Origin of the sequence: Knoellia sinensis KCTC 19936 (assembly GCF_000768705.1) — a bacterium.
GTDB lineage: Bacteria > Actinomycetota > Actinomycetes > Actinomycetales > Dermatophilaceae > Knoellia > Knoellia sinensis.
The window spans coordinates 24,373-49,848 of record NZ_AVPJ01000002.1 but is presented as its reverse complement, the minus strand read 5'-3'; the positions used below and the strand labels follow the sequence as shown (position 1 = coordinate 49,848).

21 protein-coding genes are annotated in these 25,476 nt (G+C 69.3%); 8 read left to right on the top strand and 13 right to left on the bottom strand.

The features are described from left to right. The first annotated feature begins 73 nt into the window (after positions 1-73). Entirely contained in the window at positions 74-1,711 is a 1,638-nt protein-coding gene (locus N802_RS02975) for an ABC-F family ATP-binding cassette domain-containing protein (protein WP_035912766.1), read from the top strand. Between the two features lie 54 nt (positions 1,712-1,765). Here N802_RS02975 and N802_RS02970 read toward each other — a convergent pair whose 3' ends face one another. Both N802_RS02970 and N802_RS02965 read right to left on the bottom strand, forming a co-directional pair. Beyond that, the gene (locus tag N802_RS02970) at positions 1,766-1,954 is read right to left on the bottom strand and encodes a hypothetical protein (RefSeq protein WP_035912096.1); all 189 of its coding nucleotides are present in this window, start codon (positions 1,952-1,954) and stop codon (positions 1,766-1,768) included. A gap of 103 nt (positions 1,955-2,057) precedes the next feature. After that, positions 2,058-3,305, bottom strand: a complete 1,248-nt coding sequence (locus N802_RS02965) for a glucose-1-phosphate adenylyltransferase family protein (protein ID WP_035912095.1) — start codon at positions 3,303-3,305, stop codon at positions 2,058-2,060. Between the two features lie 41 nt (positions 3,306-3,346). Here N802_RS02965 and N802_RS02960 point away from each other — a divergent pair, with 41 nt between their 5' ends. The 3 genes from N802_RS02960 to N802_RS02950 are packed head-to-tail and all read left to right on the top strand — an operon-like array spanning position 3,347 to position 5,828. Beyond that, entirely contained in the window at positions 3,347-4,615 is a 1,269-nt protein-coding gene (locus tag N802_RS02960) for a saccharopine dehydrogenase family protein (protein ID WP_035912092.1), read from the top strand. A 5-nt stretch (positions 4,616-4,620) separates the two neighbouring features. Then, positions 4,621-5,343, top strand: coding sequence for a lysoplasmalogenase family protein (locus N802_RS02955; RefSeq protein WP_035912765.1), 723 nt, complete (start codon positions 4,621-4,623; stop codon positions 5,341-5,343). Next, positions 5,340-5,828, top strand: a complete 489-nt coding sequence (locus N802_RS02950) for a GNAT family N-acetyltransferase (RefSeq protein WP_035912091.1) — start codon at positions 5,340-5,342, stop codon at positions 5,826-5,828. Before N802_RS02955 ends, N802_RS02950 begins: the two co-directional genes overlap by 4 nt. 167 nt (positions 5,829-5,995) lie before the next feature. Here N802_RS02950 and N802_RS02945 read toward each other — a convergent pair whose 3' ends face one another. From N802_RS02945 to N802_RS02905, 9 genes are all read right to left on the bottom strand, one after another. Further along, positions 5,996-6,751, bottom strand: coding sequence for an SDR family oxidoreductase (locus tag N802_RS02945; RefSeq protein WP_035912089.1), 756 nt, complete (start codon positions 6,749-6,751; stop codon positions 5,996-5,998). A gap of 12 nt (positions 6,752-6,763) precedes the next feature. Then, positions 6,764-7,453, bottom strand: a complete 690-nt coding sequence (locus N802_RS02940; RefSeq protein ID WP_035912762.1) for a histidine phosphatase family protein — start codon at positions 7,451-7,453, stop codon at positions 6,764-6,766. Then, positions 7,450-8,553, bottom strand: a complete 1,104-nt coding sequence (locus N802_RS02935) for a phosphotransferase family protein (protein ID WP_052109360.1) — start codon at positions 8,551-8,553, stop codon at positions 7,450-7,452. The genes N802_RS02940 and N802_RS02935 overlap by 4 nt, the downstream gene beginning before the upstream one ends. Beyond that, positions 8,546-9,337 carry an SDR family NAD(P)-dependent oxidoreductase gene (locus N802_RS02930; protein ID WP_035912086.1) on the bottom strand — a complete coding sequence of 264 codons (792 nt, stop codon included), beginning with the start codon at positions 9,335-9,337 and terminating at the stop codon, positions 8,546-8,548. The genes N802_RS02935 and N802_RS02930 overlap by 8 nt, the downstream gene beginning before the upstream one ends. Then, entirely contained in the window at positions 9,334-10,629 is a 1,296-nt protein-coding gene (locus N802_RS02925; RefSeq protein ID WP_035912077.1) for an acyl-CoA dehydrogenase family protein, read from the bottom strand. The genes N802_RS02930 and N802_RS02925 overlap by 4 nt, the downstream gene beginning before the upstream one ends. A 133-nt stretch (positions 10,630-10,762) precedes the next feature. Then, positions 10,763-12,907, bottom strand: a complete 2,145-nt coding sequence (locus N802_RS02920; RefSeq protein ID WP_035912074.1) for a molybdopterin-dependent oxidoreductase — start codon at positions 12,905-12,907, stop codon at positions 10,763-10,765. Positions 12,908-12,913: 6 nt separating this feature from the next. After that, positions 12,914-13,726, bottom strand: coding sequence for a crotonase/enoyl-CoA hydratase family protein (locus N802_RS02915; protein ID WP_035912071.1), 813 nt, complete (start codon positions 13,724-13,726; stop codon positions 12,914-12,916). Positions 13,727-13,809: 83 nt separating this feature from the next. Continuing rightward, the gene (locus N802_RS02910; protein ID WP_035912069.1) at positions 13,810-15,000 is read right to left on the bottom strand and encodes an MFS transporter; all 1,191 of its coding nucleotides are present in this window, start codon (positions 14,998-15,000) and stop codon (positions 13,810-13,812) included. Positions 15,001-15,025: 25 nt separating this feature from the next. Beyond that, a complete protein-coding gene (locus N802_RS02905; RefSeq protein WP_035912066.1) occupies positions 15,026-15,973 on the bottom strand; it encodes an ArgP/LysG family DNA-binding transcriptional regulator in 948 nt (315 codons plus the stop codon). A gap of 132 nt (positions 15,974-16,105) precedes the next feature. On the opposite strand from N802_RS02905, the gene N802_RS02900 reads away from it, so the two are divergent. Both N802_RS02900 and N802_RS02895 read left to right on the top strand, forming a co-directional pair. Next, on the top strand, positions 16,106-16,516 hold the full coding sequence (locus tag N802_RS02900; protein WP_035912062.1) for a hypothetical protein: 411 nt from the start codon (positions 16,106-16,108) through the stop codon (positions 16,514-16,516). Positions 16,517-16,653: 137 nt separating this feature from the next. Next, positions 16,654-17,619 carry an NADPH:quinone oxidoreductase family protein gene (locus tag N802_RS02895; RefSeq protein ID WP_035912059.1) on the top strand — a complete coding sequence of 322 codons (966 nt, stop codon included), beginning with the start codon at positions 16,654-16,656 and terminating at the stop codon, positions 17,617-17,619. 73 nt (positions 17,620-17,692) lie between these two features. Here N802_RS02895 and N802_RS02890 read toward each other — a convergent pair whose 3' ends face one another. Together N802_RS02890 and N802_RS02885 are read right to left on the bottom strand one after the other, a co-directional pair. Then, positions 17,693-18,862, bottom strand: coding sequence for a DUF4185 domain-containing protein (locus N802_RS02890; protein ID WP_169743385.1), 1,170 nt, complete (start codon positions 18,860-18,862; stop codon positions 17,693-17,695). Between the two features lie 31 nt (positions 18,863-18,893). After that, positions 18,894-19,922, bottom strand: coding sequence for a Y-family DNA polymerase (locus tag N802_RS02885; protein WP_035912052.1), 1,029 nt, complete (start codon positions 19,920-19,922; stop codon positions 18,894-18,896). A 38-nt stretch (positions 19,923-19,960) separates the two neighbouring features. On the opposite strand from N802_RS02885, the gene N802_RS02880 reads away from it, so the two are divergent. Continuing rightward, a complete protein-coding gene (locus tag N802_RS02880) occupies positions 19,961-22,051 on the top strand; it encodes an NAD(+) synthase (protein WP_035912050.1) in 2,091 nt (696 codons plus the stop codon). 63 nt (positions 22,052-22,114) lie between these two features. After that, the gene (locus N802_RS02875; RefSeq protein ID WP_084071829.1) at positions 22,115-25,459 is read left to right on the top strand and encodes an ATP-binding protein; all 3,345 of its coding nucleotides are present in this window, start codon (positions 22,115-22,117) and stop codon (positions 25,457-25,459) included. Positions 25,460-25,476 lie beyond the last annotated feature (17 nt).

Genomic DNA, 25,476 nt, shown 5'->3' with positions numbered 1-25,476 from the left:
CGGCTTCTCTTGCAGCCGTGGACACTGACGTTGCGGTTCTGACACTGCGGACGGACCCGCCTAGTCTGTGCTCGTGAACGCGACCCTCGTGGCGAAGGACCTGTCCGGAGGGCACGCCCATCGGACCCTGTTCGAGAACCTCGACCTCACGGTCGCGCCCGGCGACGTCGTCGGGGTCGTCGGGGCCAATGGCGCCGGCAAGACCACGCTGCTGCGTCTTCTGGCGGGCGAGTCCACCCCGCTGGCGGGGAGCGTCACCACCGCACCGTCCGACGCCTTCGTCGGCTGGCTGCCGCAGGAACACGAGCGCGTCCCCGGCGAGACCGTGGCCGGCTACATCGCTCGCCGCACCGGAGCGACCGCCGCGACCGACGCCATGGAGTCGGCAGCGGCAGCCCTCGACAGCGACGACCCCCGCGCTGCCGACACCTACGCCCACGCCCTCGACCATTGGCTCGCCAGCGGTGCTCCTGACCTCGAGGACCGCATCCCGCCGATGCTTGCCGAACTCGGCCTCGACGTTGGGCCCGATGCCCACATGACCGCCCTGTCAGGCGGCCAGGCAGCCCGGGCTGCCCTCGCTGCCCTGCTCCTCAGCCGATTCGACATCGTGCTGCTCGACGAGCCGACCAACGACCTCGACCTCGCCGGCCTCGCCCGGCTCGAGGAGTTCGTCACCGGACTGCGCGGCGGAGTCGTCCTCGTCTCGCACGACCGTGAGTTCCTGTCGCGTTGCATCACCCGCATCGTCGAACTCGAACTGGCGCAGAACTCCGTCAGCGTCCACGACGGCGGCTACGAGTCGTACCTCGAGGAACGGGAGATCGCACGGCGGCACGCCCGCGAGGCCTACGAGGAGTACGCCGAGACCAAGGCCGATCTGGTCGCCCGCGCCCGCACCCAGCGCGAGTGGAGCAGCAAGGGTGTCCGCAACGCGATCAAGAAGAGCCCCGACAACGACAAGATCCGTCGGGCCGCGAGCATCGACTCTGCCGAGAAGCAGGCCAGGAAGGTGCGCCAGATGGAGTCGCGCATCGCTCGCCTCGACGAGGTCGAGGAGCCACGCAAGGAGTGGGTGCTGCAGTTCTCCATCGGGCAGGCCCCGCGGTCGAGCTCGGTCGTGGCCACCCTCAACGAGGCCACTGTCACCCGAGGCGACTTCACCCTCGGACCGGTGTCGCTCCACGTCGAGTCGCGCACCCGCATCGGGATCACCGGCCCCAACGGCGCAGGCAAGACCACCTTGCTCAGGCTCCTCCTCGGACGCCTCGCACCCGACTCGGGAACGGCCAGTCTCGGAGCCAGTGTCGCCATCGGCGAGATCGACCAGGCCCGGACCGGCCTCCGCGAGGACCTCAGCCTGGCGGACGCCTTCGGTCTGGCCGTGCCGGACATGGAGCCCGCCGATCGACGCACCCTCCTCGCCAAGTTCGGGCTCCGCGCCGACCAGGTCACGAGCCTCGTCGGACGCCTCTCCCCCGGCGAACGGACCAGGGCCGCGATGGCGCTGCTCCAGGCGCGCGGCGTGAACCTCCTCGTTCTCGACGAGCCCACCAACCACCTCGACCTGCCCGCCATCGAGCAACTCGAACAGGCCCTCCGGTCCTACGACGGCACACTCCTCCTCGTCTCACATGACCGGCGGCTCCTGGAGAACGTGGACCTGGACCAGCACTGGCACGTCGACAACGGTCAGGTCACCAAGACCTGACCGTGACCCGACCCCGACCTGAGCCGGGCTGATCGGACGTGGCCAGCACGGCCGTCAGATGTCGTAGTCGTCGCCCTCGGCTGTCTCCCCTCCACCCTTGTCGAGCTCGGCCGCGTCACCCTCGATCGGCTCCCAGGGGCGCCCTCCCTCGGGTTCATGGCGGCTCCCCTCGGGGAGGACATCCGGGCCCTGGCCCATGTTGAGGTCGGCCAGCGGGTCGCGGTTGATGTGCTGAGTCGTCATCGCGCACCTCCAAGAGCGCACCGGCATCCGGCGATGCCGGTCCCTCCTGTCTACGCCCACGCCCGGCGCCCCGCCACCCTCGGATGGGTGGTTTGCGAGGACTTCAGGCGTGCGTGCCCGGCTCAAGGCGCGCACCCGGTGCCACGACGGCGCCCCGGCCGATGCCGCTGTCGCGGCCAACGAGGACGAGGCGATCCTCACCGATCCGCGTTCCGGGCGGCGTCTCACCGACGCGAGCCCCGCGGGCGACCACACAGCGCGAGTCGATGATGGCGGCACGCACCTCGGCCTGCGCCTCGACAGTCGTCTCGGCGAAGACGATGGAGTCCTCGACGAGGGCACCCTTGGCCACGCGAACTCCCGGACCGAGGACACTGCGCACCACCGTGCCCGCCACGTCGCACCCGGCACTGACCACGGACCCGTCGACCGTGGCGCCCCGGCGCACCATCGCGCACGGCAGCTCGGGCCAGCGCGTGAGCATCGGCCACGCGGGATCGTCGAAGACATCCACCCGCCCGGCGAGTAGGTCCCGATGGGCCGCGACGTACTCGCTCGGCGTCCCCAGGTCTCGCCAGTAGCCCGGGAGCTCGAACGCATGGACGTCCCCGCCGGCGACGAGCCGTGGGATGAGGTGCTCCCCGAAGTCGCCGACCCCCGAGTCGTCCCCCTCTGCGTCGTTGACCCGCTCTGCACGGATCGCCTCCAGCGTCTCCGTCAGGCTCGTGGGGTCGTAGGCGAAGATCTCGGCGGCGATCGTCGTCGTGGCCGGGTCGTCGGGCTTGTAGTCGAACCTCGTCACCCGCTGTCCGGGGCCCAAAGTGACGACACCCTTGGCGACAGCCTGACTCCGCGTCACATCCTTCGTCACGATGGTGCACGAGGAGCCACCGTCAAGGTGCTGGTCGATGACGTCCCGCAGGTCGAGGGAGTACACCGAGTCCGCGCTGAGGACGAGGACCACGTCCGCCCCGAAGTCCCGGATCGCGTCGAGGTTGCGATAGAGGTCGTCCCCGTTGCCCTCGCTGAACCCGTCCTGCGAGGCGGCACCGCTCCCCTCCTGCGGCGGCAGCCACTGCAACCCGCCACGGGTCCGGTCCAGGTCCCACGGGCGGCCGCTCGCGACGTGCTTGTGCAGGCTCGTCGCGAGGTACTGCACGGACAGCCACACGTCAGCGACACCGCTGTGCGCGAGTGACGAGAGGGCGAAGTCCACGAGTTGGAACTGGCCGGCATACGGAAGGGCGGGTTTCGCACGTTCACGGGTGAGGACGTCCATTCGGGAGCCCTTGCCACCGGCCTGGACGATCGCGAGGACCTTGGGTCGCCGTGCGCGTGTGCGTTGCGCCATGCGCCTCACTCTGCCGTATGCCGTTCGCCTACCGTGGGCGGATGACTGCACCACCCACTGCCCGCGAGTTCGACCTCGTCCTCGTCGGCGCCACCGGATTCGTGGGTCGCCTCACCGCAGCCCATCTCGCCGAACATGCGCCGACGTCCGTGCGGATCGCTCTGGCCGGCCGCTCCGACGAACGGTTGGCCGAGGTGCGATCGTCCCTGCCGGGCGCTGCCGCCGACTGGCCCCTCGTGGTCGTCGACACGACCGACTCGGCTGCGGTCGTCGACCTTGCCGCGCGGACCCGCGTCGTCGTCACCACCGTGGGTCCCTACGCCAAATTGGGTATGCCGCTCGCATCCGCATGTGCCGCCGCCGGCACCCACTATGCGGACCTCACGGGCGAGGTGCTCTTCGTCAAGGACAGCGTGGACACCAATCACGCCCTCGCCGAGGTGAGCGGCGCAAAGATCGTGCACGCGTGCGGCTTCGACTCCATCCCGTCCGACCTCGGTGTGTGGAAGATCGCCCAGCAGGTCGCCGCCGACGGCGAGGGCACCCTCGGCGAGACGGTGACCCACGTGCGGACGCTGCGCGGTGGGGTCAGCGGCGGGACGATCGACTCGCTGCGCCAACAGGCCATCGAGATCTCGGGCTCCCCCGAGCGGCGGCGCGCCGTGACCGACCCGCACGGGTTGTCACCGGACAGGGACGCCGAGCCCCCGTCGCGCAACCGGACCCAGGACGAGTTCGGTCTGGTGGGCAAGGTGCAGGCCGTGGCCGGCACGCGCTACGACCAGGTGACGCAGCGCTGGGTGGCCCCGTTCTTCATGGCGTCCTTCAACACCCGCATCGTGCGTCGCAGCAACTCGTTGACGAACTGGTCCTACGGCCGCGAGTTCCGCTACTCCGAGGTCATGGACACCGGTCGGGGGCCGATGGGGGCCGTCAAGGCGGGACTGACCGCAGCAGTGCTCGGTGGCCTCTTCGCCGGGATGTCGACTGCGCCCACCCGCACGCTCCTGGACCGAATCCTCCCCAAGCCCGGAGAGGGCCCGTCCGACGAGACGATGGATCGAGGTCGCTTCGTCTTCGAAATCGAGACGACCACGACGACTGGTGCGCGCTACACGCAACGCGTGGGTGCGGCATACGATCCAGGTTATTCGGGCACCGCGATCATGCTGGGACAGGCAGGTCTGGCTCTCGCACTCGATGAACTCCCTGCTCGCAGTGGAGTGCTCACGCCTTCAGTGGCTCTCGGCGAGGCGCTGGTCACGCGCCTTGAGGGCTTCGATTTCGAGTTCACGACGACCCGCCGGTGAAGCCCATGAGCATCCTCCGACGCCGAGCCGACCTCCTCGCCTACGTACCCCTCGCCGCCGCGACCACGGTCGCCGCGGTCGTGGGCAAACCGCGCACGCACCTCGTGAGCAAGATGTTGCTCGCCCCGACGTTGGCCGGCGGCGTTCTCGCGACTCGCAATGGACGAAGCACCGCCCGCACCGCGACCTTGACCGCAGCCCTCGTGGGCTCGGTGGTCGGTGACTGGTTCATGAACCGGTCAGAGGTCTCCGCTCCCGAGAGCCCGGAGCGCCGCCACTTCATGCGCCGCGGCGCCAGTGCCTTCGCCGTCCAGCAGTCCGGACTCCTCGCTCTCCTGCTCTCGGACGGGGTCCGCCCGAAGGTCGGGGCCGCGGCCACCGCAGGCACGGTGATGGCCGGCCTCGGGGCGCTCGAGTTGGGCTCCACCGGCGAGCCCGATCCGGTGCTCACCGGCTATGGGCTGCTGCTCGGCTCCATGTCCGCCCTGTCCATGAGCGACGGACGGCCACCTCGGGCGCGGCGTGCGGTCGCGCTCGGTGGCGGCCTCTTCCTGCTGTCCGATGCGGCGATCATCGTCGGGGAGCACGTCGCGAAAACCCCGCGACACCGCGCCGTGGTCTCTGGCATCGTCCTGTCGACCTACACCGCAGCCCTCGCCCTCCTGGTCCACGGTCTGCGCGACGACCCCGACCAAACACCACCGCATCGTGAGGCAACACCTGCATGATCATCCGCGAGATCACCGAGGCCGACTGGGTCGAGTTCTTCCCCACGTTCACCGAGGTGGTCGACGCGGGCGAGACGTATGCGTTCCCCGAGGGGCTGGCGATCGACGAGGCGCGCAGCTGGTGGCTCGAGTCGCCTCCCGGTGTGACAGTCGTGGCCATCGGTGAGTCGGGTGAGCTCCTTGGCTCCGCCAAGACCGGGCCCAACCGCCCTGGCCGCGGGTCACACGTCTCCACGGCGTCGTTCATGGTGACGTACGCCGCGCGTGGGCAGGGCGTGGGACGAGCGCTCGGCGAGTGGGTGCTTGCGTGGGCGCGCGAGCAGGGTTATGCCGCAATGCAGTTCAACGCCGTGGTCGAGACCAACACGGTGGCCGTGACCCTGTGGCAGGACCTGGGGTTCACCATCATCGGGACAGTCCCCGAGGCGTTCGACAGTCGGGCGCACGGCCGCGTCGGACTCCACGTCATGCACCAGTACCTCTGATGCCTCGGAGCCCTGCCGGCCGACGACCAGCTCGACCGCCGAGAGGCGCGACACGCCGACAATGGCCCACCGTCCGCCGGAGCTGATCGTCCGCCCGTAGGGCGCCGCCCGTCTTGGGGCTCAGTCGCGGGCTCGGGAGCCGGATTGCCGCGGTCAGCCTCGGTTGATCAGGTGAGTTTTCGGACGGCGCGCAACGGCAGGTGACGTATCGCCGTGCCGAGCGGCTTCCACGGCCAGCCGGGCACCCGTGCGTTGTCGACGCCCTTCTCGATCGCCTCGACCATGCTGCGAACCCCGGTCTCGGTGTCGACCATCCACCTGGTCTTCTGCTCGACCCGCTCATTCATCTCCGACCGGATGTAGCCCGGATAGATCGTGCTGACGGTGATGTCGAGGTCGGGGCGACCGAGCATCTCGGACCGGATGCCCTCGGCAAGGGCGGCCACGCCGGCCTTCGTCGCGGCATACACGGTCATCGACTTGGGCATGCCGCGCAGCGCAGAGATCGACGAGATGACCACGAGGTGGCCGCGCCGCGCCTCGCGGAAGAGCTCCATCGCCGCCTCACACTGGGCCAGGGCTCCGATGAAGTTCGTCATCGCCGTCTCGCGGTTGGCGTCGTAGCGTCCCTTCCCGATCGGCGCGCCCTTGCCCAGTCCCGCGTTGACCACGACACGGTCCAGCCCACCCAGTTCGGCGGCGAAGCCACGGAAGACCTCGAACACCGCCGCGTCATCGGTGACGTCGAGCGCGGCGATGACCACTCGCCGATCAGGGTTTGCCGCAACGATCTCGGCGCGCAATGCCTCGAGATTCTCAGTGCGGCGGGCGCACAGCGCCAGGTCGTTGCCGGCCGCGGCCAACTGGCGGGCCATTTCGGCACCGAGGCCTGAGCTGGCGCCGGTGATGAGGGTGGTCGTCATGTTGGGTGCTCCTCAGCGGGTGGTGAGCAGGTCGGGGACCCGCTCGAGGTGTGTCGTGTCGTTGAAGGTGCGCAGCGACGCTCCGCTGGCGCCGACGGCGAGGCTGGTGAGGGAGGCGTTGGCAATGACGCGCTGCAACTGGGTCCAGGTCGCTCCGCCTCCGCCGAGCAATGCGGCGACGGCCCAGGAGATCGCGCCGGCCGAACTCACCACGACGGCTGTCTCACCGCGCCCCAGGTTCTCGACCACGCTGTGCAGCCCCGCCAAGACGCGCTCCCCGAAGGCCAGGAACGGTTCGTCGTAGTCGCCGGCATGCTCACCGGCGACCCAGCGTTCGGTTGCCACGGCATACATCTCGTCGAACGCACGATAGGGACGGAGCGTGCGAGCCAAGTCGGCCTTCATCAGCGCCATCGACCGATAGGCCGGCTTGTATGCCGTGAGGATCTGCGTGTGCGCGTATTCGTCCCACGCGCTGTCGGTCACCGGTTCAAGCGGCCAGCCCGCCGCCTCGACGAGACCGCCCGCGGTGTCGCACTGGCGACGCATGGAGCCGCTGACGACCCTCGACGGCTCGACCCCGCGCTCGGCCAACTCGCGCCCCACGACACGTGCCTGTTCGTGGCCGAGGTCGGAGAGGTTGTCGTAGTCCTTCTCCCCCCACGACGCCTGACCGTGCCGGACGAGGATGATGCGGCTCATCGACGCCGCCACAGGAGCCATCGGCAGCGCAGGTCGAGGTAGCGCACGAACCACCGCATCTGCTTCGCCTGCGGATTCGTCGTCTCGCCACGATGGGCCCGCAGGTAGATCTGCTGGGCGATGACCGCCAGCCGGAAGAGTCCGAAGAGCTCATAGAACGCCCATCGCTCGGCATCCATCTCGATGCCCATGCGGTCGCAGTAGTAGCGGACGGCCTCGACCTGCGTGAGCATCCCCGGGGTGTGCGTCGGCTGGAGCCTGAGCTTCTTGGCGATCGGGTCACTGCCCGCCTCGACCCAGTAGGCCATCGCCCCACCCAGGTCCATGAGGGGGTCACCGACCGTCGCCATCTCCCAGTCGAGCACACCGACGATCCGCGTCGGGTCGTCCTCGGCGAGCACGAGGTTGTCGAACCGGAAGTCGTTGTGGATGAGGACCTGCCCGACATCGTCGGGGCGGTTGGCCTCGAGCCACGCCATGACCCGTTCGAACGAACCGACATCCGGCGTGCGCGCCTTGCGGTAGCGCGCCGACCACCCCGTGACCTGGCGCTCGACGTATCCCGGCCCCTTGCCGAGCGAGCCCAGTCCAGCGGCCTCGACGTCGACGCTGTGGAGGTCGACCAGAGCGTCAAGAGCGTTGCGGCACAACTGGTGCACGCCATCACGGGAGAGACCCAGCGACGCCGGGATGTCTCGACGGAGGATCGTCCCGACGAGCCGCTCCATGACATAGAACTCGGACCCGATGACGGACTCGTCACCGCACCACGCGATGATCCGCGGGACCTTGTCATAGACCTGACCGAGCGCATCCTGGATGTCGCTCTCGCGCTTCATGTTGTGCGCGCCCTTGGCCTTGGTCCCGATCGGCGGACGGCGCAGGATGACATCGCGACCCGGCGAACCGGCATACCGGAGCAGGTAGGTGAGGTTCGACGCGCCGCCCTTGAACTGCCGCACCTCGGGCACGCCGTCGAGTCCTGGCTCGTCAGGAGCGTTCTGCCGCAACCACTCCGCGACGGCCGCGACGTCGAAGGCGTCCTCATCGCGCACCTCGACCGCGTTGCTCGGCGTGGTCGGCAGCGAAGAATCAGGCATGGTGAGACTTCCGCGCCAACCGCTCGCCCGCCTTGGTCGCCATGAGCGCGTATGCCGGTCGCGCCAGCCGCTTGGTCCAGTAGGCCCGCTTGCCCAGCTTGTCCGTGAGGATGACGTTCTTCCGCTTGTCGATGCCCTTGAGGACGATCGCGGCGACCTCCTCAGCCGTCATGGACGCACGAGTGATGAGCTTGACCGCGGTCTCCTCCATCGCCACGTCCTTGCCCTGCAGCGACTCGTGGAGGTTCGTGCGGAAGAACGCCGGGCAGATCGCCGAGACGTGGATGTCCCAGGGCCCGAGTTCGAAGCCGAGCGTCTCGGACAGCGCGACGACCCCGGCCTTGGCCGCGTTGTAGGACGACATCCCCGGACCATGCACGAGGCCCGCCAGGGACGCGGTGTTGACGATGTGACCGGACCGTTGCTCCTTGAACAGCGGTGTGAATGTCTGGCAACCGCGCACGACACCGAGCAGGTTGATGTCGAGGACGCGCTCCCAGTCGGCGATCGACTCCACGTCGATGCGGCCGCCCGTCGCGACGCCGGCGTTGTTGACCAGCACGTCGAGCCCGCCCCACGTCTCACGGACGTGGGCGAGCGCTGCGTCCCAGTCCTGCTGGCTGCGAACATCCAAGCGCACGTATGCCGTGTCATCCGGCACGCTGCCGGGTCGGCTCTCGCTCAGGTCGCCCACGAGAACCCGGTCACCGCGTGCGATGAACGCCTTGGCCAGCGCCAGGCCGAGCCCGGACGCACCGCCCGTGATGAGGACGCGCCGACTCATGACCGGGACCCCTTCGCGTTCTCCTTGGCGGCAGCAGCCTTCTCCCCATACGGGTGGAGGAGGATGCGCGCGACGACTCCGAGGTGGACCTCGTCCGGACCGTCGGCCAAGCGCAGCGAGCGCGCCCCGGCGTAGGCCGCGGACAGCGGGAAGTCCTCGGACATTCCCGCGCCACCGTGGAGCTGGATGGCCATATCGATGACGTCGCAGGCCATCTGCGGCACGACGGCCTTGATCTCGCTGACCTCGCTCATCGCTCCCCACGCGCCGACGGTGTCGAGCTTCCACGCCGCGTGGTGCACGAGCAGGCGGGCCTGGTTGATCGCGATGCGCGCCTTGGCCAGGCGCTCCCGGTTGCCGCCGAGGTTCGCGATGGGCTTGCCGAACGCCTCGCGGGTCGTCGACCGCTCGCAGGCCAGCTCCAGCGCGCGCTCGGCCAGACCGATGAGCCGCATGCAGTGGTGGACGCGACCCGGACCCAGCCGTCCCTGAGCGATCTCGAAGGCCCGTCCCGGCCCGGCGATGATGTTGGTGACCGGCAGTCGGACGTCGGTGAGCGAAACCTCCCCGTGCCCGATCGGCTCGTCGTAGTGGCCGAGCGCCGAGAGCATTCGCTCGACCTTCACCCCTGGGTGGTCGAGCGGCACGATGACCATGGAGTGGCGTGAGTGGCGCGACGCCTCGGGGTCGGTGACGCCCATGAAGATCCCGACCTTGCAGTCGGGGTTGCCCACACCGGTGGACCACCACTTGCGTCCGTTGAGCACGACCTCGTCACCATCGACGGTGGCGGTCGCCTCCATGGTGGTCGCGTCCGACGACGCGACACCCGGCTCGGTCATGAGGAAGGCACTGCGAATGCGACCGTCCAGCAGGGGCTCGAGCCACTCGGACTTCTGCTCGTCCGTGCCGTACTTGAGCAACACCTCCATGTTGCCCGTGTCCGGGGCGTTGCAGTTGAAGACGAGCGGCGCGGAGAACGAGCGACCCATCTCCTCGGCGATGGGTGCGTAGTCCGCGTTCGACAGACCGGAGCCGCCGTCGGTGCCGAACTGCACGGCATACGGGCCCTCGTGTCCTGCCGGGAGGAAAAGGTTCCAGAGGCCCTGCTCGCGCGCCTTGACCTGGAGTTCCTTGAGCAGAGGGTGCGCCGGCCACGGGTCCTCGCCGCGCGCTCGCCGGTCGGCGATGTCGGCCGCGACGATGCGCTCCGCCGGCTCGATCTCGGTGTCGATGAAGCTGCGCACACGCAGTGCGAGATCGAGTGAACGCTCCGACGGTGAGAAGTCCATGGACCAGACCCTAGGTGAGCGCTCGCTTAGTCGGAAGGGGGGACTTCCTCACACACGAGCGAGGCACCGATTGGTGAGCCCCCCACCCCTCGGTGCCGCGCTCACGAATCCTTGGCTCGCTCGTCTTTGCTGGTCACGTCGCCGCCGTGGCCGCAGCCGTCACGACGACGGGTATGCCGTTGAGCACCGCGTTGCCCGACACACCTTCGACTCTGGCCGGGTCCGTGAGGTCGTTCATCGTCACGCCGGGGACATCGACGGCGTTGCTGAGCCGGACGCCCGGTCGCTTGTGGCCGTAGCCGTGGGGCAGGGAGACCACGCCACGCATGACCTCGTCGCTCGCACGCACCTCGACCTGGAGCGACGACACCTCGGAGGTGACGGTGACGAGGGAGCCGTCGGTGATGCCGCGGGCGGCGAGGTCGTCGGGGTGCATGAGCAGCTGGTGGCGCGGTCGACCCTTCGTGAGCCGCGGCGTGTTGTGCATCCACGAGTTGTTGTCGCGTTGGTGCCGACGACCGACGAGCAGGAGGTCATCACTCTCGCGGGCGGCACGCAGCTCCGGGAGCCGGCGCCGCAGCGCCGCGAGCCCGGCAGTGACCACGGCAGGCGTGAGCACGACTCGCTTGTCCTCGGTGCGGAGTCGACCGGGCAGACACGACTGGAGGGGCCCGAGATCGACACCCCCGGGAGTTCGAGCCAGCCGCCGCACCGAGAGCCCGCGCCGACTCGTGCGAAGCAGCGCATCGATCCCCAGGCGAGGGGAGGACCGCAGTCGGATCTGCTGCTTCACCGGGAGGCGCCGACCTCGCCGGTGGTTCAGTGCGAACACGAGGTCCCGGGCGATCTCCCAGTCGTGCCGCTGGTCCTCGCCGCGCGGGAAGAGCGCCGACGACCACCGCGCCGTGTTGCGGACCGCAAGCGTGTGGAAGATCAGGTCGTAGTGGTCTCGCTCGAGAGGTCCGGTCGGCGGGAGGATGACGTGGGCGTGGCGCGTGGTCTCGTTGATCCACGGGTCGATCGCGACGAAGGCCTCGAGTTCAGCCAGGTACTCGCCCAGACGCGATCCCGCAGGGGTGGACGACACCGGATTGCCCCCGATGGTGATGATCCCGCGAATCGCGGGCGTCGGTCCCTCCATCTCCTCTGCGAGCACTGAGACGGGGAGCTCACCGCCGAACTCCGGCAACCCGCGCACGCCAGAGGAGGTTCGACCACGGTGTCCTCGCCCCACCAGCGGTCGCCCCATGAACGCCCGCCCCACGATGTCGATGGCCGGGGTGGTGAACATCGTCCCGCCCGGGCTGTCGAGGTTGCCGGTGATCGCCATGAGGCACTGGATCGCCCACTGGCAGATCACCCCGAACTCCTGGGTCGACACACCCATGCGGCCGTGCACCGCCGCCTCGCCCGCGGCGACATCGTGGGCGAGGTCGCGGATCACGACTGCGGGGACACCACTGACCGACTCCGCCAGTTCGGGTGTGAAGTCGGCAACCAGAACGCGCAGCTCGTCGAGGTGTTCGACGTAGTCCGCCGGACGGGCCAGCCCGTCGGCGAGCACGACGTGGACGAGGGCCAGCAGCACGGCGGCGTCAGTGCCCGGTCGCACGAAGTGGTGCTCGTCCGCGACGGCCGCCGTCTCGGTGCGCCGCGGATCGATGACAACCAATCTCCCACCCCGAGAATGCAGTTCGCGCAATCTCCCCGGGAAGTCCGGGACGGTCCAGAGCGACCCGTTGGACGCCATAGGGTTCGTGCCGATGAGCACGAGCAGCCGAGTGCGGTCGATGTCGGGGACGGGCAGGAGGAACTGGTGGCCATACATCGCCCACGCCACGACGTGGTGCGGCAACTGGTCGACGCTGGTCGCACTGAAGACGTGCTTGCTGCCGAGCGTGCGTGGGATGGCAGTGCCATGCGTCAGGGCACCCAGGCTGTGGACGTTCGGGTTGCCGAGGTAGGTCGCGACGGCGTCCCGACCGTGCCGCTGCTGCACGGCGTGGAGAAGATCCGCTGCGAGGTCGACCGCCTCGTCCCAGCCGATCTCGACCCACTCCTCGCCCACACGTTTGACCGGCCGCCTGAGCCGATCCGGGTCAGCGTGAATGTCCTGCAGCGCAACACCTTTGGGGCAGATGTGGCCGCGCGACAGCGGGTCCGCGTCATGCCCCTTGATGCTGAGGATCTCGTCGCCGCGGAGCGAGACCTCCAGCCCGCACAACGCCTCGCACAGCACGCAGGTGATGTGCTTGGTGGTTACCCCCTCGACTGTCATCGTGACTCAGCCTCGCGGGTCGATTCCTGCACGCGGTCGGTATGCCGGCTGCTCCCTCTTGGTGGCCGCGCGCCGCGCCTCGGCTGCGTTCGCTCCCATGAGCAGGCGGGCCTGCTCGAGCCGCTCCCACATGAACGTGCGCCGGTCACTCGCCGACCAGGTGCGGTTGAAGAGGCGCTTGGTGGCGGCGACGGAGTCCGGTGACCGCTCGGCGATGGCGGACGCGAGAGCCAGCGCGCCGGCATACGGATCGGCGTTTTCTTCGGTCGCGAGGCCGAGTCGGACGGCTTCGGTGCCCGAGATCGTCTCGCCCGTCATCGTGAGGCGCTTGGCGACGTCCATGCCGACCTGCTGCTGCAGGGCCTTGATGCCGGTCATGTCGGGGATGATGCCCCAGCGTGCCTCCAGGACACTCCACTTCGCGTCCGGCGTGGTCACGCGGAAGTCGGCCGCGAGGGCGATCTGGACCCCGCCGCCCAGGCAGTGGCCCTGCACTGCTGCGATGACGGGCACTGGCACACGGCGCCAGGCCCAGCACGCTTCCTGGAAGGTGTTCGTGCCGCGCCACGGGCGAGGGGCGAAGGCGGCAGCGACACGCTTGGGGTCGCGCATGACCGTGGCGAAGTCGAGACCGGCGCAGAACGAGTCACCCTCACCCGAGAGGACGACCGACCGCAGCGCGCGGTCGGAGCGCAGTCGCCGCGCCGTCGCAATGAGCTGCTCGAGCGTGTCGATGGTCAGCGCATTGAGCTTGTCCGGGCGGTTGAGAGCGACGTGAGCGACGCCGTTCTCGATACGGGTGGTGACGAGTTCTGCCATGCGCCCAATCTAGGCCCGGGCGCCTCGCGTCCGACAGCGACCGTGGCAGGGGTGACAGTGATCCCCCGGCGTGGAGGCTCGCCTCAGCTCACTCGCGCGAGGCTCGGTCGCGTGTCGGCGCGGTGCTTGAGCAGGCTGAGACCGAGAACGGCGGCTCCGAGGACGGACAACCCCGCGCCGACCCAGCTCGGTGCGGTGTAGCCGAGGCCGTTCGCGATGACCAGGCCGCCGAGCCACGCGCCCAGTGCGTTGGCGGTGTTGAGGGCCGCGTGGTTGCTCGCGGCGGCGAGGGTCTGCGCCTCCCCAGCCACCTGCATGAGCCGGAGCTGGAGGTTCACGACAAGGATTCCGGCGAGGACCGAGGACAGGAAGTAGAAGAAGAGCGCCGTCGGCCACCAGTGCGCGGTGAGGGCGAACGCGACGAGGTTGACCCCCATGCCGACGCAGCCAATGGTGATGGCGCGCAGGACCGACCACTCGCCCAGGCGTCCGGCGAGCGGCGTGCCCACGAGACCGCCGATGCCCGACGCCAGCAGGAAGAGTGGGACCGCACTCGCATCGAGGCCGGTGACGTCCGTGACCGTCGGTGCGATGTAGCTCGCCATGGCGAACATGCCACCGAAGCCGATCGCCCCGACGAGGAGGGTGAGGGCCACCTGAACCGTGGCGAAACCCTGGAGCTCGCGCCTGATCGTCCCCTCGATGTTGCGTTCGAGGTGGGGGATGTATGCCATGAGCAGGCCCACTGTCACGATGCCGAGGACGGCCACCAGCCAGTAGGCCGATCGCCAGCCGAAGTTCTGGCCGAGCCACGTCGCTCCGGGCACACCGAGCACATTGGCGATGGGGATGCCGAGCATCACGCGGCTCACCGCACGGCCTTCTCGCCCCTTGGCGGCCAGGTCCACCGCCACGAGGGCGGCCACGCCGAAGAAGGCACCATGCGGCATACCGGCAACGAAGCGGGCCACCAGAAGCCAGCCGTAGTCGGGAGCCAGCGCCGTCATGACATTGCCGATGACGAACGCAACAGTGAGCCCGACGAGGAGTTCCTTGCGCGGCCACGTCGCCCCGAGCATCGCGAGCAGCGGCGCTCCCACGACGACACCTGCCGCATAGGCAGAGATGCTGTGACCCGCCTCGGGGATCGACACCGAGATGCCTTGGGCGATGTCGGGCAACAGCCCCATCGTGACGAACTCGGTGGTCCCGATGGCCACTCCGCCGACGACGAGGGCGATGGTGGCGAGGAGGGCATGTCGCGGTTGGGTCACAGAAGAACAATCCGCTGGAGGGCCGTCACATTCCCGGACGGGTGCCGACGAGCGGGCGAGTGCGGAGGTGCCGCGTGTCGACAGCCGCCTCGACCAGGGGGCGCAAACCCACGCGGGCCGCGTGGGTGATCGCGTCGTTGAGGCGGTCGATCCGGTGGGAATCCACCTTCCAGACGTGCCAGTGGAGGGACACGTCGGCGACGTCGTCCGCCCCGCCCAGGGTGACCAGATTTCCCTTCTCCACGTCTTCGGCGACTGTCACCTCGGGGGCGAGCAACCAGCCCAACCCGGCGCCCAGAGCGGAGCGCAGCCCCGGCGCCGACGGAATCTGCGACGGTGGGCTTGCCGACTCGAGGCCCCGAGCGGCGAGGAACTGCTCGAGCAGGTCGTCACGCTCGTCGTAGCGGAGCGCGGGCAGTCCCGCCCAGTCGACCCCGCCGTCGGCCAGGTGGAAGCGGTGCGCCAGTCCCTTCGCCGCCACGGCGAGGTAGCGCATCACGCCGAGGGGGAAGGTCCTGCACCCCGGGACGGGCCGCACGTCCGTCGACACGGCGGCACTGACCCTCCCGTCCCGCAGGAGAGCCAACGTGTGGTCCTCGTCGGCAATGACGAAGTTGAGGCGGGTGTCCTCCCACCCCGACGCACACTCGAGCAGCGGCACGAGCCAGGTGTCGAGCGAGTCCGCGTTGATCGCCACTCGCAACACCGCAGGGGCAGTGCGGGCGACTCCGAGGTGATCCTTGGACTCCTCTTCGAGCAGCTCCACCTGGCGAGCCAGCCGCACGAGAACCGCGCCTGCCTCCGTGGGGGTGCACGGCTGCCCCCGCCGCACGACGACCTGTCCGACGCTCGACTCGAGCGTGCGGATGCGCTGGCTGATCGCCGAGGGCGTGAGGTGCAGCGTTCGCGCCGCCAACTCGAAACTGCCGGTGTCGACGATGGCGGCCAGGGCGCGAACCTGCTCGAGGTTCATGAATCAATCTCATCACCCATGAGCAGGTTTCATGAGCAGATCGGCGAAACCCGAGGCGGACGACTGCGTGCCGGACCTAGCGTCGTAATGGTCGCGCCCGGAGGGGGCGCGACCACTACGCAGGAGGAAACCATGAGCATGTCCCGATGGGGCCGACGCGCCCTGCTGAGCACCGTTGGCGGTGTCGCTGCCCTCGGTCTGGGCGTGGGCGCCGCGTCTGCACACCACTGCTTCATCCCGATGTACTCACTCAACGGACCCGCCTCCGCCAACTGGCTCGTGGTCTCGGCCGAGGATGGGGCGGCCGAGATCTTCGGTTTCGCCGCCGAGTGCGACGCTCAGGTGGACGCGGGCTACGCAGCGCTCCGGGCGGACCGTCTGCCCGTCGGCATCAAGATCTCGATGAAGAAGGTCATCGGCGAGGGCAGCAACAACCCGAACCGTGGCAACGGCAAGGGCCTCGAGGACTTGGAGGAATCGCCGCTGGCCTTCGAGATGCTTGACGTGTGGATGGGCGCCGCGGCGGCAACGCCCTGCGACTGAGCCACGACTGAGCTCGCCCCAGGACCGGCAGAGACCCGTCGCCCCCGGCTGACGACGGGTCTTTGTCATGTCTGTGCTCGTGCCCAGTCCTCGTCAGGGTCGTGCCCGCCCAGCGTCGGCCTCCTAGGATCACGGGCATGCGCGCTGCTCTCGTGACCCGCCTCGACGGACCCGATGCGATCGAGGTCGTCGACGTCCCCACTCCCGACGTGCCGGAGGGTCAGGTGCTCATCGACGTGGCGGCAGCGGGAGTGTCTTTCCCTGACGTGTTGCTCACCCGCGGTGAATACCAGATCAAGCCGCCGGTCCCCTTCGTCCCGGGATCCGAGGTCGCCGGATTCGTCCGGGTGGCGCCCGCCGGGAGTGGCCTCGAGGTGGGCGACCGCGTGGCGGCCTTCCCGTTCCTGGGTGGGTTCGCGGAGCAGGTCGTGTGCGACCCGGAGCTCGTCTTCCCGCTGCCGGACGGCGTGACGTTCGACCAGGGCGCCTCCCTGCCGATGAACTACCTCACCTGCCACTTCGCGCTGAAGACCCGCGGGCGGCTCGCCAAGGGCGAGAAGGTCCTCGTCCACGGAGCCGCCGGTGGCATCGGCACGGCGGCGATCCAGCTCGCGAAGGCGTGGGGCGCCACCGTGTATGCCGTCGTCTCCGATTCCGGGAAGGCGGACGTTGCACGGTCGGCCGGGGCAGATGAGGTCGTCCTGGTGGACGGCTTCAAGGACTCGGTGGCCGACCTCACGGCGGGTCATGGTGTCGATGTCGTGGTCGACCCCGTCGGTGGTGATCGCTTCACGGACTCGCTGCGTTCGCTGGCTCCCCTGGGGCGGCTGCTCGTCATCGGGTTCACGGCTGGAGCGATCCCCGAGGTCAAGGTCAACCGGTTGCTGCTCAACAACCTCGATGTGGTCGGCGTCGCGTGGGGCGGGTACTGGATGGGTCGGCCCGGATTCGTGCGCCGTCAGTGGGACGAGCTCGTGCCCCTGCTCGAGTCGGGTCGGCTCGACCCGGTCATCGGGTCGGTGCGCTCCCTCGACGAGGTATCGGTGGCGTTGCGCGACATCGACGAGCGCCGCGCCACCGGCAAGATCCTCCTCACCCCCTGACACCCCACTGATTGCCCCGCGCTGCACGGCGAGCGCAGCGAGCACGTGCAGCGCGGGGCAATCAGTCGGCGCTTCAGGGGCGGTCGATCTCGGCGAACCTCGGTCGGCCGATCACCGGGTTCTGCCGCAGCCGCGCCAGGTCGGTGGTGTTGCGTGAGATCGACACGACGAGCTTGCCGTTCGCGAGAGGCACCTCTGGGTGGGCCAGCGGCGCGTAGGCGAACTCGTCCTTCCCGGTGAGGAACGGCGCCTCGAGCGCAGCGCTGACCTTCCACGGCCCGACCGGCGAGGCCGACGTCCACGTCGCGACGGTGGATCCGAGGTCGCCGTCCTTCTTGGACACGGCGACGAAGGTCCCGTCGATCTCGTCCACGGAGAGCGTCTGCGAGACACCGCCCTCCGCCGGGATGATCGGAGTCGCCTTGCCCGGGTCCGCCTGCCAGGTCGCGCCGTTCCAGAACTGCCACGTGCGCTTGTCGGTGGGATCGGCGAGCGAGCTCCGGCCGACCCGCAGGGAGCGACCGAACGCCATCCCTGCAGGGAGTTCGGTCCCGTAGACATAGATGTGACCGTCGTGCACCATCGAGGCCGACCCCCAGTTGATCTGGGTTGCGCTGTCCACGTCGGGGGTCAGCGGCAGGATGTCGTCGAGTTGGGGGGCCTCTCCCGGTTCGACGGAGAACGTCACCGCGTCCGACCCGAGATAGCGGAAGCCCCACACGTCGTCGCCGCTGCCGCGACGGATCCGCGCCGTGAAGACCACGATCTTCTCGACGCCGTCGTCCCTGATGAGCGCCACGGACATCGGCCAGCGGACCGTCCCCGGCGACACGTCGGGGACGATCGGCCCACGCGATGCCGACATGAGCTGGCTGACGCAGAGTCCCGAGGTGATGAGCATCGAATTGGCGACCATGCCTGGAGCGATCCCGCGGCGACGGATGGTGTCACCGAAGACCCAGACGAAGCGCCCGTCGCTCAGGTGCGCGCTCGCACCGATGTCAGCCGCCTGCCAGTGCGGCAGGTCTGCCTCTGCCAGAACGGAGTTCAACTGCGCAACGGTCGGGCGGATCGTGCCCGCCTCCGGGGGCGCCGGGCAGTCGACCGACAGCTCGTATGCCGCCCGCTCACCTTCCGAGTCGTCGCCCGATCCGCTTCCCGGCAGGATCGAACAGCCGCCGAGCGCCAGTGAGGCCACCAGGACAGCCGCGCGGACGGCATACGGGTGTCTCCTCGAGCGCATGGGCGCAAGCATTCACTACCGGCGGCAGCAGTCACGCTGGCGGGGCGGGCAGCGCGAAGGCCACCCCCACCATCGCGACTCCCCTGCCGTCCTCCTCGTATGCCGTCCGCTCCAGCGCTGCGAGCGCCGCACCCACCAGCGTGGTGACGTCGCGAGTCGGCTGGTCCAGTGAGCCGGGCTGGATGATGGCGTGCTGATCGTCGTAGCGCAGATGGACGTCGATCCGGGTGGGAGCTCGTGGGTCGTCACCGAGACGGTCCATCGCGCGGATGACGTTGTCCCGCAACGCATTCTCAACGACGGAGCGCTGCCTCGTGGCACGACCCAGGGACCGAGTCGAGGAGATCGACTTGCGGGGCCCGGGCAGCTTGATCGTGGCGTCGTCGACACCGTCGCGGATGGCTATGAGGTTGCGCGCCATGGCTTTGGTGATGCGCCGGTCGACGAGCGTGTCGACCGTCCAGCCGGCGAGGTCCGCGACGTAGCGGACCCCGGCGTCGTGGAGCTTGGTCGTGCTGGCAGGCCCGACACCCCAGAGGTCGGAGACGGGAAGACGGGGACGCACTCGCGCCTCGGTCTCGGCATCGACGACGAAGAGCCCGTCGGGTTTGGCTCGACGACTCGCGAGCTTGGCGAAGAGTTTGGCGCGGGCGACGCCCGCCGACACGGGGAGGCCAAGATCGCGCCGGGCCCGCGCGCGCAGGTCGGCGGCAATCCGCCCCGCCTCCTCGACCGAGCCTCCGTCGAGTGCGGAGACGTCGAGGAACGCCTCCTCCATGGACCCGGGTTCGACGAGCGGTGTGACGTCGCGGAAGAGCGCCATCAGGTCGGCACTCACCGACTCGTAGACGTCGCCCCGGAACTCGGCCACGACGAGATCGGGCCAGCGACGCAGGGCCTGGCGCAACGGCATACCGGCATGAACGCCGAGCGCTCGGGCCTCGTAGCTCGCACAGGCGACCACCTGCGGACCGACGACCATGGGCCGGCCGCGCAGGTGCGGGAAGTCGCGTTGCTCGACCGACGCGAAGAACGCATCGGCATCGGCGTGGATGAGCATGAACCCACCGTCGCACCCCGCTCTGACAGACTCCAGCCATGGACTTCCGCAACGCCTACGCGCACGGATTCGCCCGCGTCGCCGCCTGCACCCTTCCCGTCGTCATGGCCGACCCGGCCAAGAACGCCGAGGCCACGATCGAACAGGCCAAGGCCCTGCACGAGGACGGCGTCGCGGTGGCGCTCTTCCCCGAACTGGGGCTGTCCGGCTACGCGATCGACGACCTCCTCATGCAGGACGTCCTCCTCGACGAAGTCGACAAGGCGATCGTCACCGTCGCCGAGGCCAGCGCGAAGCTCACGCCCATCATCGTCGTCGGGGCACCCCTCCTGATCGGCAACCGACTCCTCAACTGCGCGGTCGTCATCCAGGGTGGCGAGGTCATCGGCGTCGCCCCGAAGTCCTACCTCCCCAACTACCGCGAGTTCTATGAGAAGCGCTGGTTCGCTGCCGGTGACGACGCCGTCGACACCCTCATCAACCGCCCGCACTGGCCGGGCGCCGACGAGGACGGCGACATCGCCTACGGCACGGACCTCCTCTTCGAGGCGACCGACGTCCCCGGACTCACCGTCCACGTCGAGATCTGCGAGGACATGTGGGTGCCGGTGCCGCCGAGCCACCGCGCCGCCCTCGCCGGTGCCACCGTGCTCCTCAACCTCAGCGCCTCCCCCATCACGGTCGGGCGGGCCGACGACCGCCACCTCTTGGCGCGTTCCGCCAGCGCACGCTGCAACGCGGCCTACCTCTATGCGGCGGCGAGCGAAGGTGAGTCGTCCACGGACCTGTCGTGGGACGGCATGACGATGGTCTACGAGATGGGCGACCTGCTCGGCGAGACCGAGCGCTTCCCGGCGGGGCCGCGGGCCACGGTGGTCGACGTCGACCTGGATCGGATGCGGCAGGAGCGCCTCCGTCAGGGCAGCTTCGACGACAACCGTCGGGTCGAGGGCATCGGCGAACCGGGTGGTGAGTCCTTCCGGGTCATCGCGTTCGAGCTCGAACCGCCCACCGGCGACATCGGGCTGCGGCGCAAGGTCGACCGCTTCCCGTTCGTGCCCGACGACCCCGAGCGTCTCGCGCAGGACTGCTACGAGGCCTACAACATCCAGGTGTCCGGGCTCGAGCAGCGGCTGCGTGCCATCGGCCAGCCCAAGATCGTCATCGGCGTGAGCGGTGGACTCGACTCCACCCACGCGCTCATCGTCGCCGCCAAGGCGATGGACCGACTCGGCCGCCCGCGCACCGACATCATCGGCTTCACCATGCCGGGCTTCGCCACCAGCGATGGCACCAAGAGCAACGCCATCCACCTCATGGAGAGCCTCGGCATCACCTACGAGACGCTCGACATCCGCCCGGCCGCGAAGCAGATGCTCACCGACCTGGGCCACCCGTTCGGTCGCGGCGAGGAGGTCTACGACGTGACCTTCGAGAACGTCCAGGCCGGGTTGCGCACCGACTACCTCTTCCGCGCGGCGAACCAGCGTGGCGGCATCGTTCTCGGCACCGGGGATCTCTCCGAACTCGCGCTCGGTTGGTGCACCTACGGGGTCGGCGACCAGATGAGCCACTACGGCGTCAACGCCGGCGTGCCCAAGACCCTGATGCAGCACCTCATCCGCTGGGTGGTGTCGTCGGGGCAGTTCGAGGGTGAAGGCCATGGCGGTGAGAGCGTCAACGACACCCTCACCGAGATCCTCGACCAGGAGATCAGCCCCGAGCTCGTCCCGACCAAGGAGGGCGAGAAGATCCAGTCCACCGAGGACTCCGTCGGCCCCTACGCCTTGCAGGACTTCTCGCTGTATTGCGTTCTCCGCAGGGGCTATCGACCTTCCAAGATCGCCTTCCTCGCGCAGCACGCCTGGTCCGATGCGGCGAGCGGCGACTGGCCGGCGGGCTACCCGGAAGGCGAGCGGCCGGCATACGACCTCGCGACGATCCGGCACTGGCTGGAAGTCTTCGTCAAGCGCTACTTCGCCAACCAGTTCAAGCGCAGTGCGCTGCCCAACGGTCCCAAGGTCGTCTCCGGCGGAACGATGTCGCCTCGCGGCGATTGGCGTATGCCGTCCGACGTCTCGTCCGCTGCGTGGCTGGCCGAGATCGAGCGCAACGTCCCGAAGGGCTGACCCGCGTCTGGGGTCCGGAGCAAAGCGCAGGTCCGAGACCTCCGTCCCACGTAGGCTTCAAGCGTGAGAGTGGGTGTCCTCGGCTCGGTTGAGGCGTTCGCCGGGGACCAGCCGGTCGACCTGGGCACGCGCAAGCAGCGCGCGCTCGTCGCCGCACTCGCGATGCATCACGGCCGCCCTGTCTCGGTCGATGCGATCGTCGACCTGTTGTGGTCCGACCAGCCTCCCCCCGGCGTCAACGGGACGCTCCAGGCCTACGTTGCCGGACTTCGGCGGGCCCTGGAACCGGACCGTCCTGCGCGGGCCCCGTCGACCGTCCTCGTGACGGTCTCCCCGGGATACGCACTGCGCGTTGCCGAGGATGACCTCGATGCCGCCCGGTTCGACCGGACCGTGAGTCGCAGCCACCGCCGCCTCGGGCAGGTGTCACAACTGCACACGCCGCGCGGCCTCACCCACGACGAATTGCGCGGGGTGGTGGCCGATCTCGATGGCGCGCTGGGTCTCTGGCGAGGGAAGCCCTACGTCGACCTCGACGATGCGCCCGACGCGGTCGCCGAACGGGCCCGCCTCGAGGAGTTGCGCACCGTCGCCCTCGAGGACCGTGCGATTGCCGCGCTCGAACTCGGCGAGCATGCGACCGTGGCCGCGGAACTCGAGGCACTCACCGCGACCTATCCACTGAGGGAACGGCTGTGGGGTCTGCGGGCGCTGGCCCTCACGCGCTCCGGACGGCAGGCGGACGCCCTCGACTCGCTGCGTGAGGTGCGTGATGTCCTCGCCGACGAACTCGGGCTCGAGCCCAGCGCCGAACTCCGCGACCTTCAGGCCCTCGTCCTCCGACAGGACGCCAGCCTGTTGTGGCAGCCCGCCCCATCGACCCCGTCGACCCCGGTCACGACCTCCCCTGTGTCCCCACCCCCTCCGATCACGTCGTATCAGCCACGACTCCCGGACTGGCCTCTCGTCGGCCGCGCCGACCAGCTCACGACGTTGGAGTCGGCACTGAAGGAATCTGTGGCGGGCACTCCCGCTCTCGCGGCTCTCGTGGGCGATCCCGGAATCGGCAAGAGCCGGCTCGCGGCCGAACTGGCGTCCCTCGCCGTCGACCTCGGGGTGACGGTAGCCGTCGGGCGCTGCTCGCAGGACGACGGAGCCCCACCCCTGTGGGCGTGGCAACAGGTCCTGCGCTCGCTGGGTCGCTCCGTGCCGGACGACGAATCCAATGACGGAAGAGGCCAGTTCCAGCGGTGGTCGGCCATCGTCGACGACGTGCGCGATGTCGCCACAGGCCGCCCTCTCCTCGTCGTCCTCGAAGACCTCCATTGGGCAGACGCCGCCACGCTGAGGGCGCTCCGTCTCCTCGCCGAGTCGATGCACGACGTCCGGCTCATGGTGCTTGCCACCTGGCGTGGGCACCCGGAGCCGGTCGACGCACTCGCCGACGTTGCCGAGGCTTTCGCCCGGGCCTTCGCCATCCGGTTGGACCTGGCGGGGCTCACCCTGGAGCAGTCGTCCGAGGTGGTCGCAGCGGTGAGCAGCACGGCACCCACTCGCGCCGAGGCCAACGCGCTGCGGGATCGCACCGACGGCAATCCTTTCTTCCTCGTGGAGTACGCCCGGTTGGCGCGCGACGGCGGCGACCTACACTCACTGCTCACCGAGGATCACCCACCCACGGCGGTTCACGACGTGGTGGTGCGCCGCCTGCAACGACTGCCCCACACCACCACGCAGTCCCTGAAGTGGGCTGCGGTGGTCGGCCGCCACTTCGACCTCACCACCGTTGTCACAGCGTCGGACATCGACGAGGACGACCTGCTCGACGAACTCGACACCGCCCTCGCCGCCGGACTGGTGCGCGACGAAGGCGACGGGCGATACCGGTTCGGGCACGCTCTCGTCCGCGACACGCTGTATTCGGCAACGCCGCCGACCCGGCGAGCGCGGGCCCACGCTCGGGTGGCGGCAGCGGTGGACGGCGTGCGCGGCCGTGAGACGGAGGCCGCTCGTCACTGGCTGGCCGGCGGTCCGGACCACGCCGGCCGCGCCTGGCCCGCTGCGGTCGCAGCCGCCACCGTCGCCCGGCGCCTCAACGCGTACGAGGAGGCTGTCGACCTGCTGCGACGCGCCCTGATGGTGATGAGCGACGACCCCGATGCCAGTCCGCGCGAACGCCACGACGTCCTCGTGGACCTCGCTGTGGCCCAACGCTGGGCGGGCGACTGGCAGGGCGTGGTCGCCACGGCGGAGGAGATGATCGCCATCGCGGACCTCCTCGACGACGTCGACCTGCTCGCAGAGGCCGGCACCATGACGTCGGTGGGGGCGTTGTGGCAGTCGGCCCACCACGGCACGGTCAACACCGTCATCGTGGACGGCTTGCGACGAGCGCTGGAGCGCCTGCCTGATGCGGACGGACCGCTGCGCTGCCGCGTGCTGCTCACTCTCGCGCTGGAGCTCTACCACGGCTCGGCCTTCGAGGAGCGGCGCCAGTTGGTCGACGAGGGCATGGCGATGGCACGGCGACTCGGCGACGACGGCCTGCTCCTCGATGCCTGTCAGCTGGCCTACACGTCACTCTGGCGACCGTCCACGGCTGTCGAACGTCATGCCCTCATCACCGAGGCAATGCACCTCGCACACCGGTTGGGTGACGAGCGGGCCTACGTCGTGACGACGGCGTTGTGCGCGGTGGTGGCTGCCGAACTGGGCCTGATCGAGGAGATGTGGCAACACGCGGCGGTGGCTCGCGACGAAGCCACCCGGCTACGGCTCCCCTATGGGCTGATCGTGATCGACTCCCTGACCCTCCCGTGGTTGGCCATGGCCGGGCGGTTCGAGGAATGTGAGGTCTTGCTCGCCAGCATCGCGTCGGCGCACCAGCAGATGCGGCTGACACAGAGCGAGGACGCCCTCACGGCGGCATTCACGACCTTGCGGCACTGGCAGGGTCGGTCCGCTGAGGTGGTCCCCCAGCTCGAGGGCTTCGCCCAGCGGAGCCCGCTACCGGCCACGTCCACGCTGATCGTGTTGTTGGCCCGCTCCGGCGAACTCGAGCGAGCTCGGACCTTCCGCCGAAGCCACTCGATCGACCTGACCGGCGACGACTGGTTCAGCATGCTCAACTGGTGCGCAGCCGGTGAAGCCGGTCTCTGGCTCGACGACCCCGCGATCGCGGCTGAGGCCCATGAACGGATGGCGCCCTACGCCGATCGAGCGGCCTCCGCCGGGTCGGGCAACGCGATGGGTCCGGTGGACATGTTCCTTGCCCAGGCAGCGGCTGCGGTCGGTGACAGGGCAGCCGCCGCCGAGCATGCCGAGCGCGCTCTCGAACTCTGCGATGCGTGGCAGATCCCGCTGGCCGCGGAGTGGTTCCGCGGCCAGCGGGATCGGTTCGACTTCTAGCCCACGAGCGTGTCGCC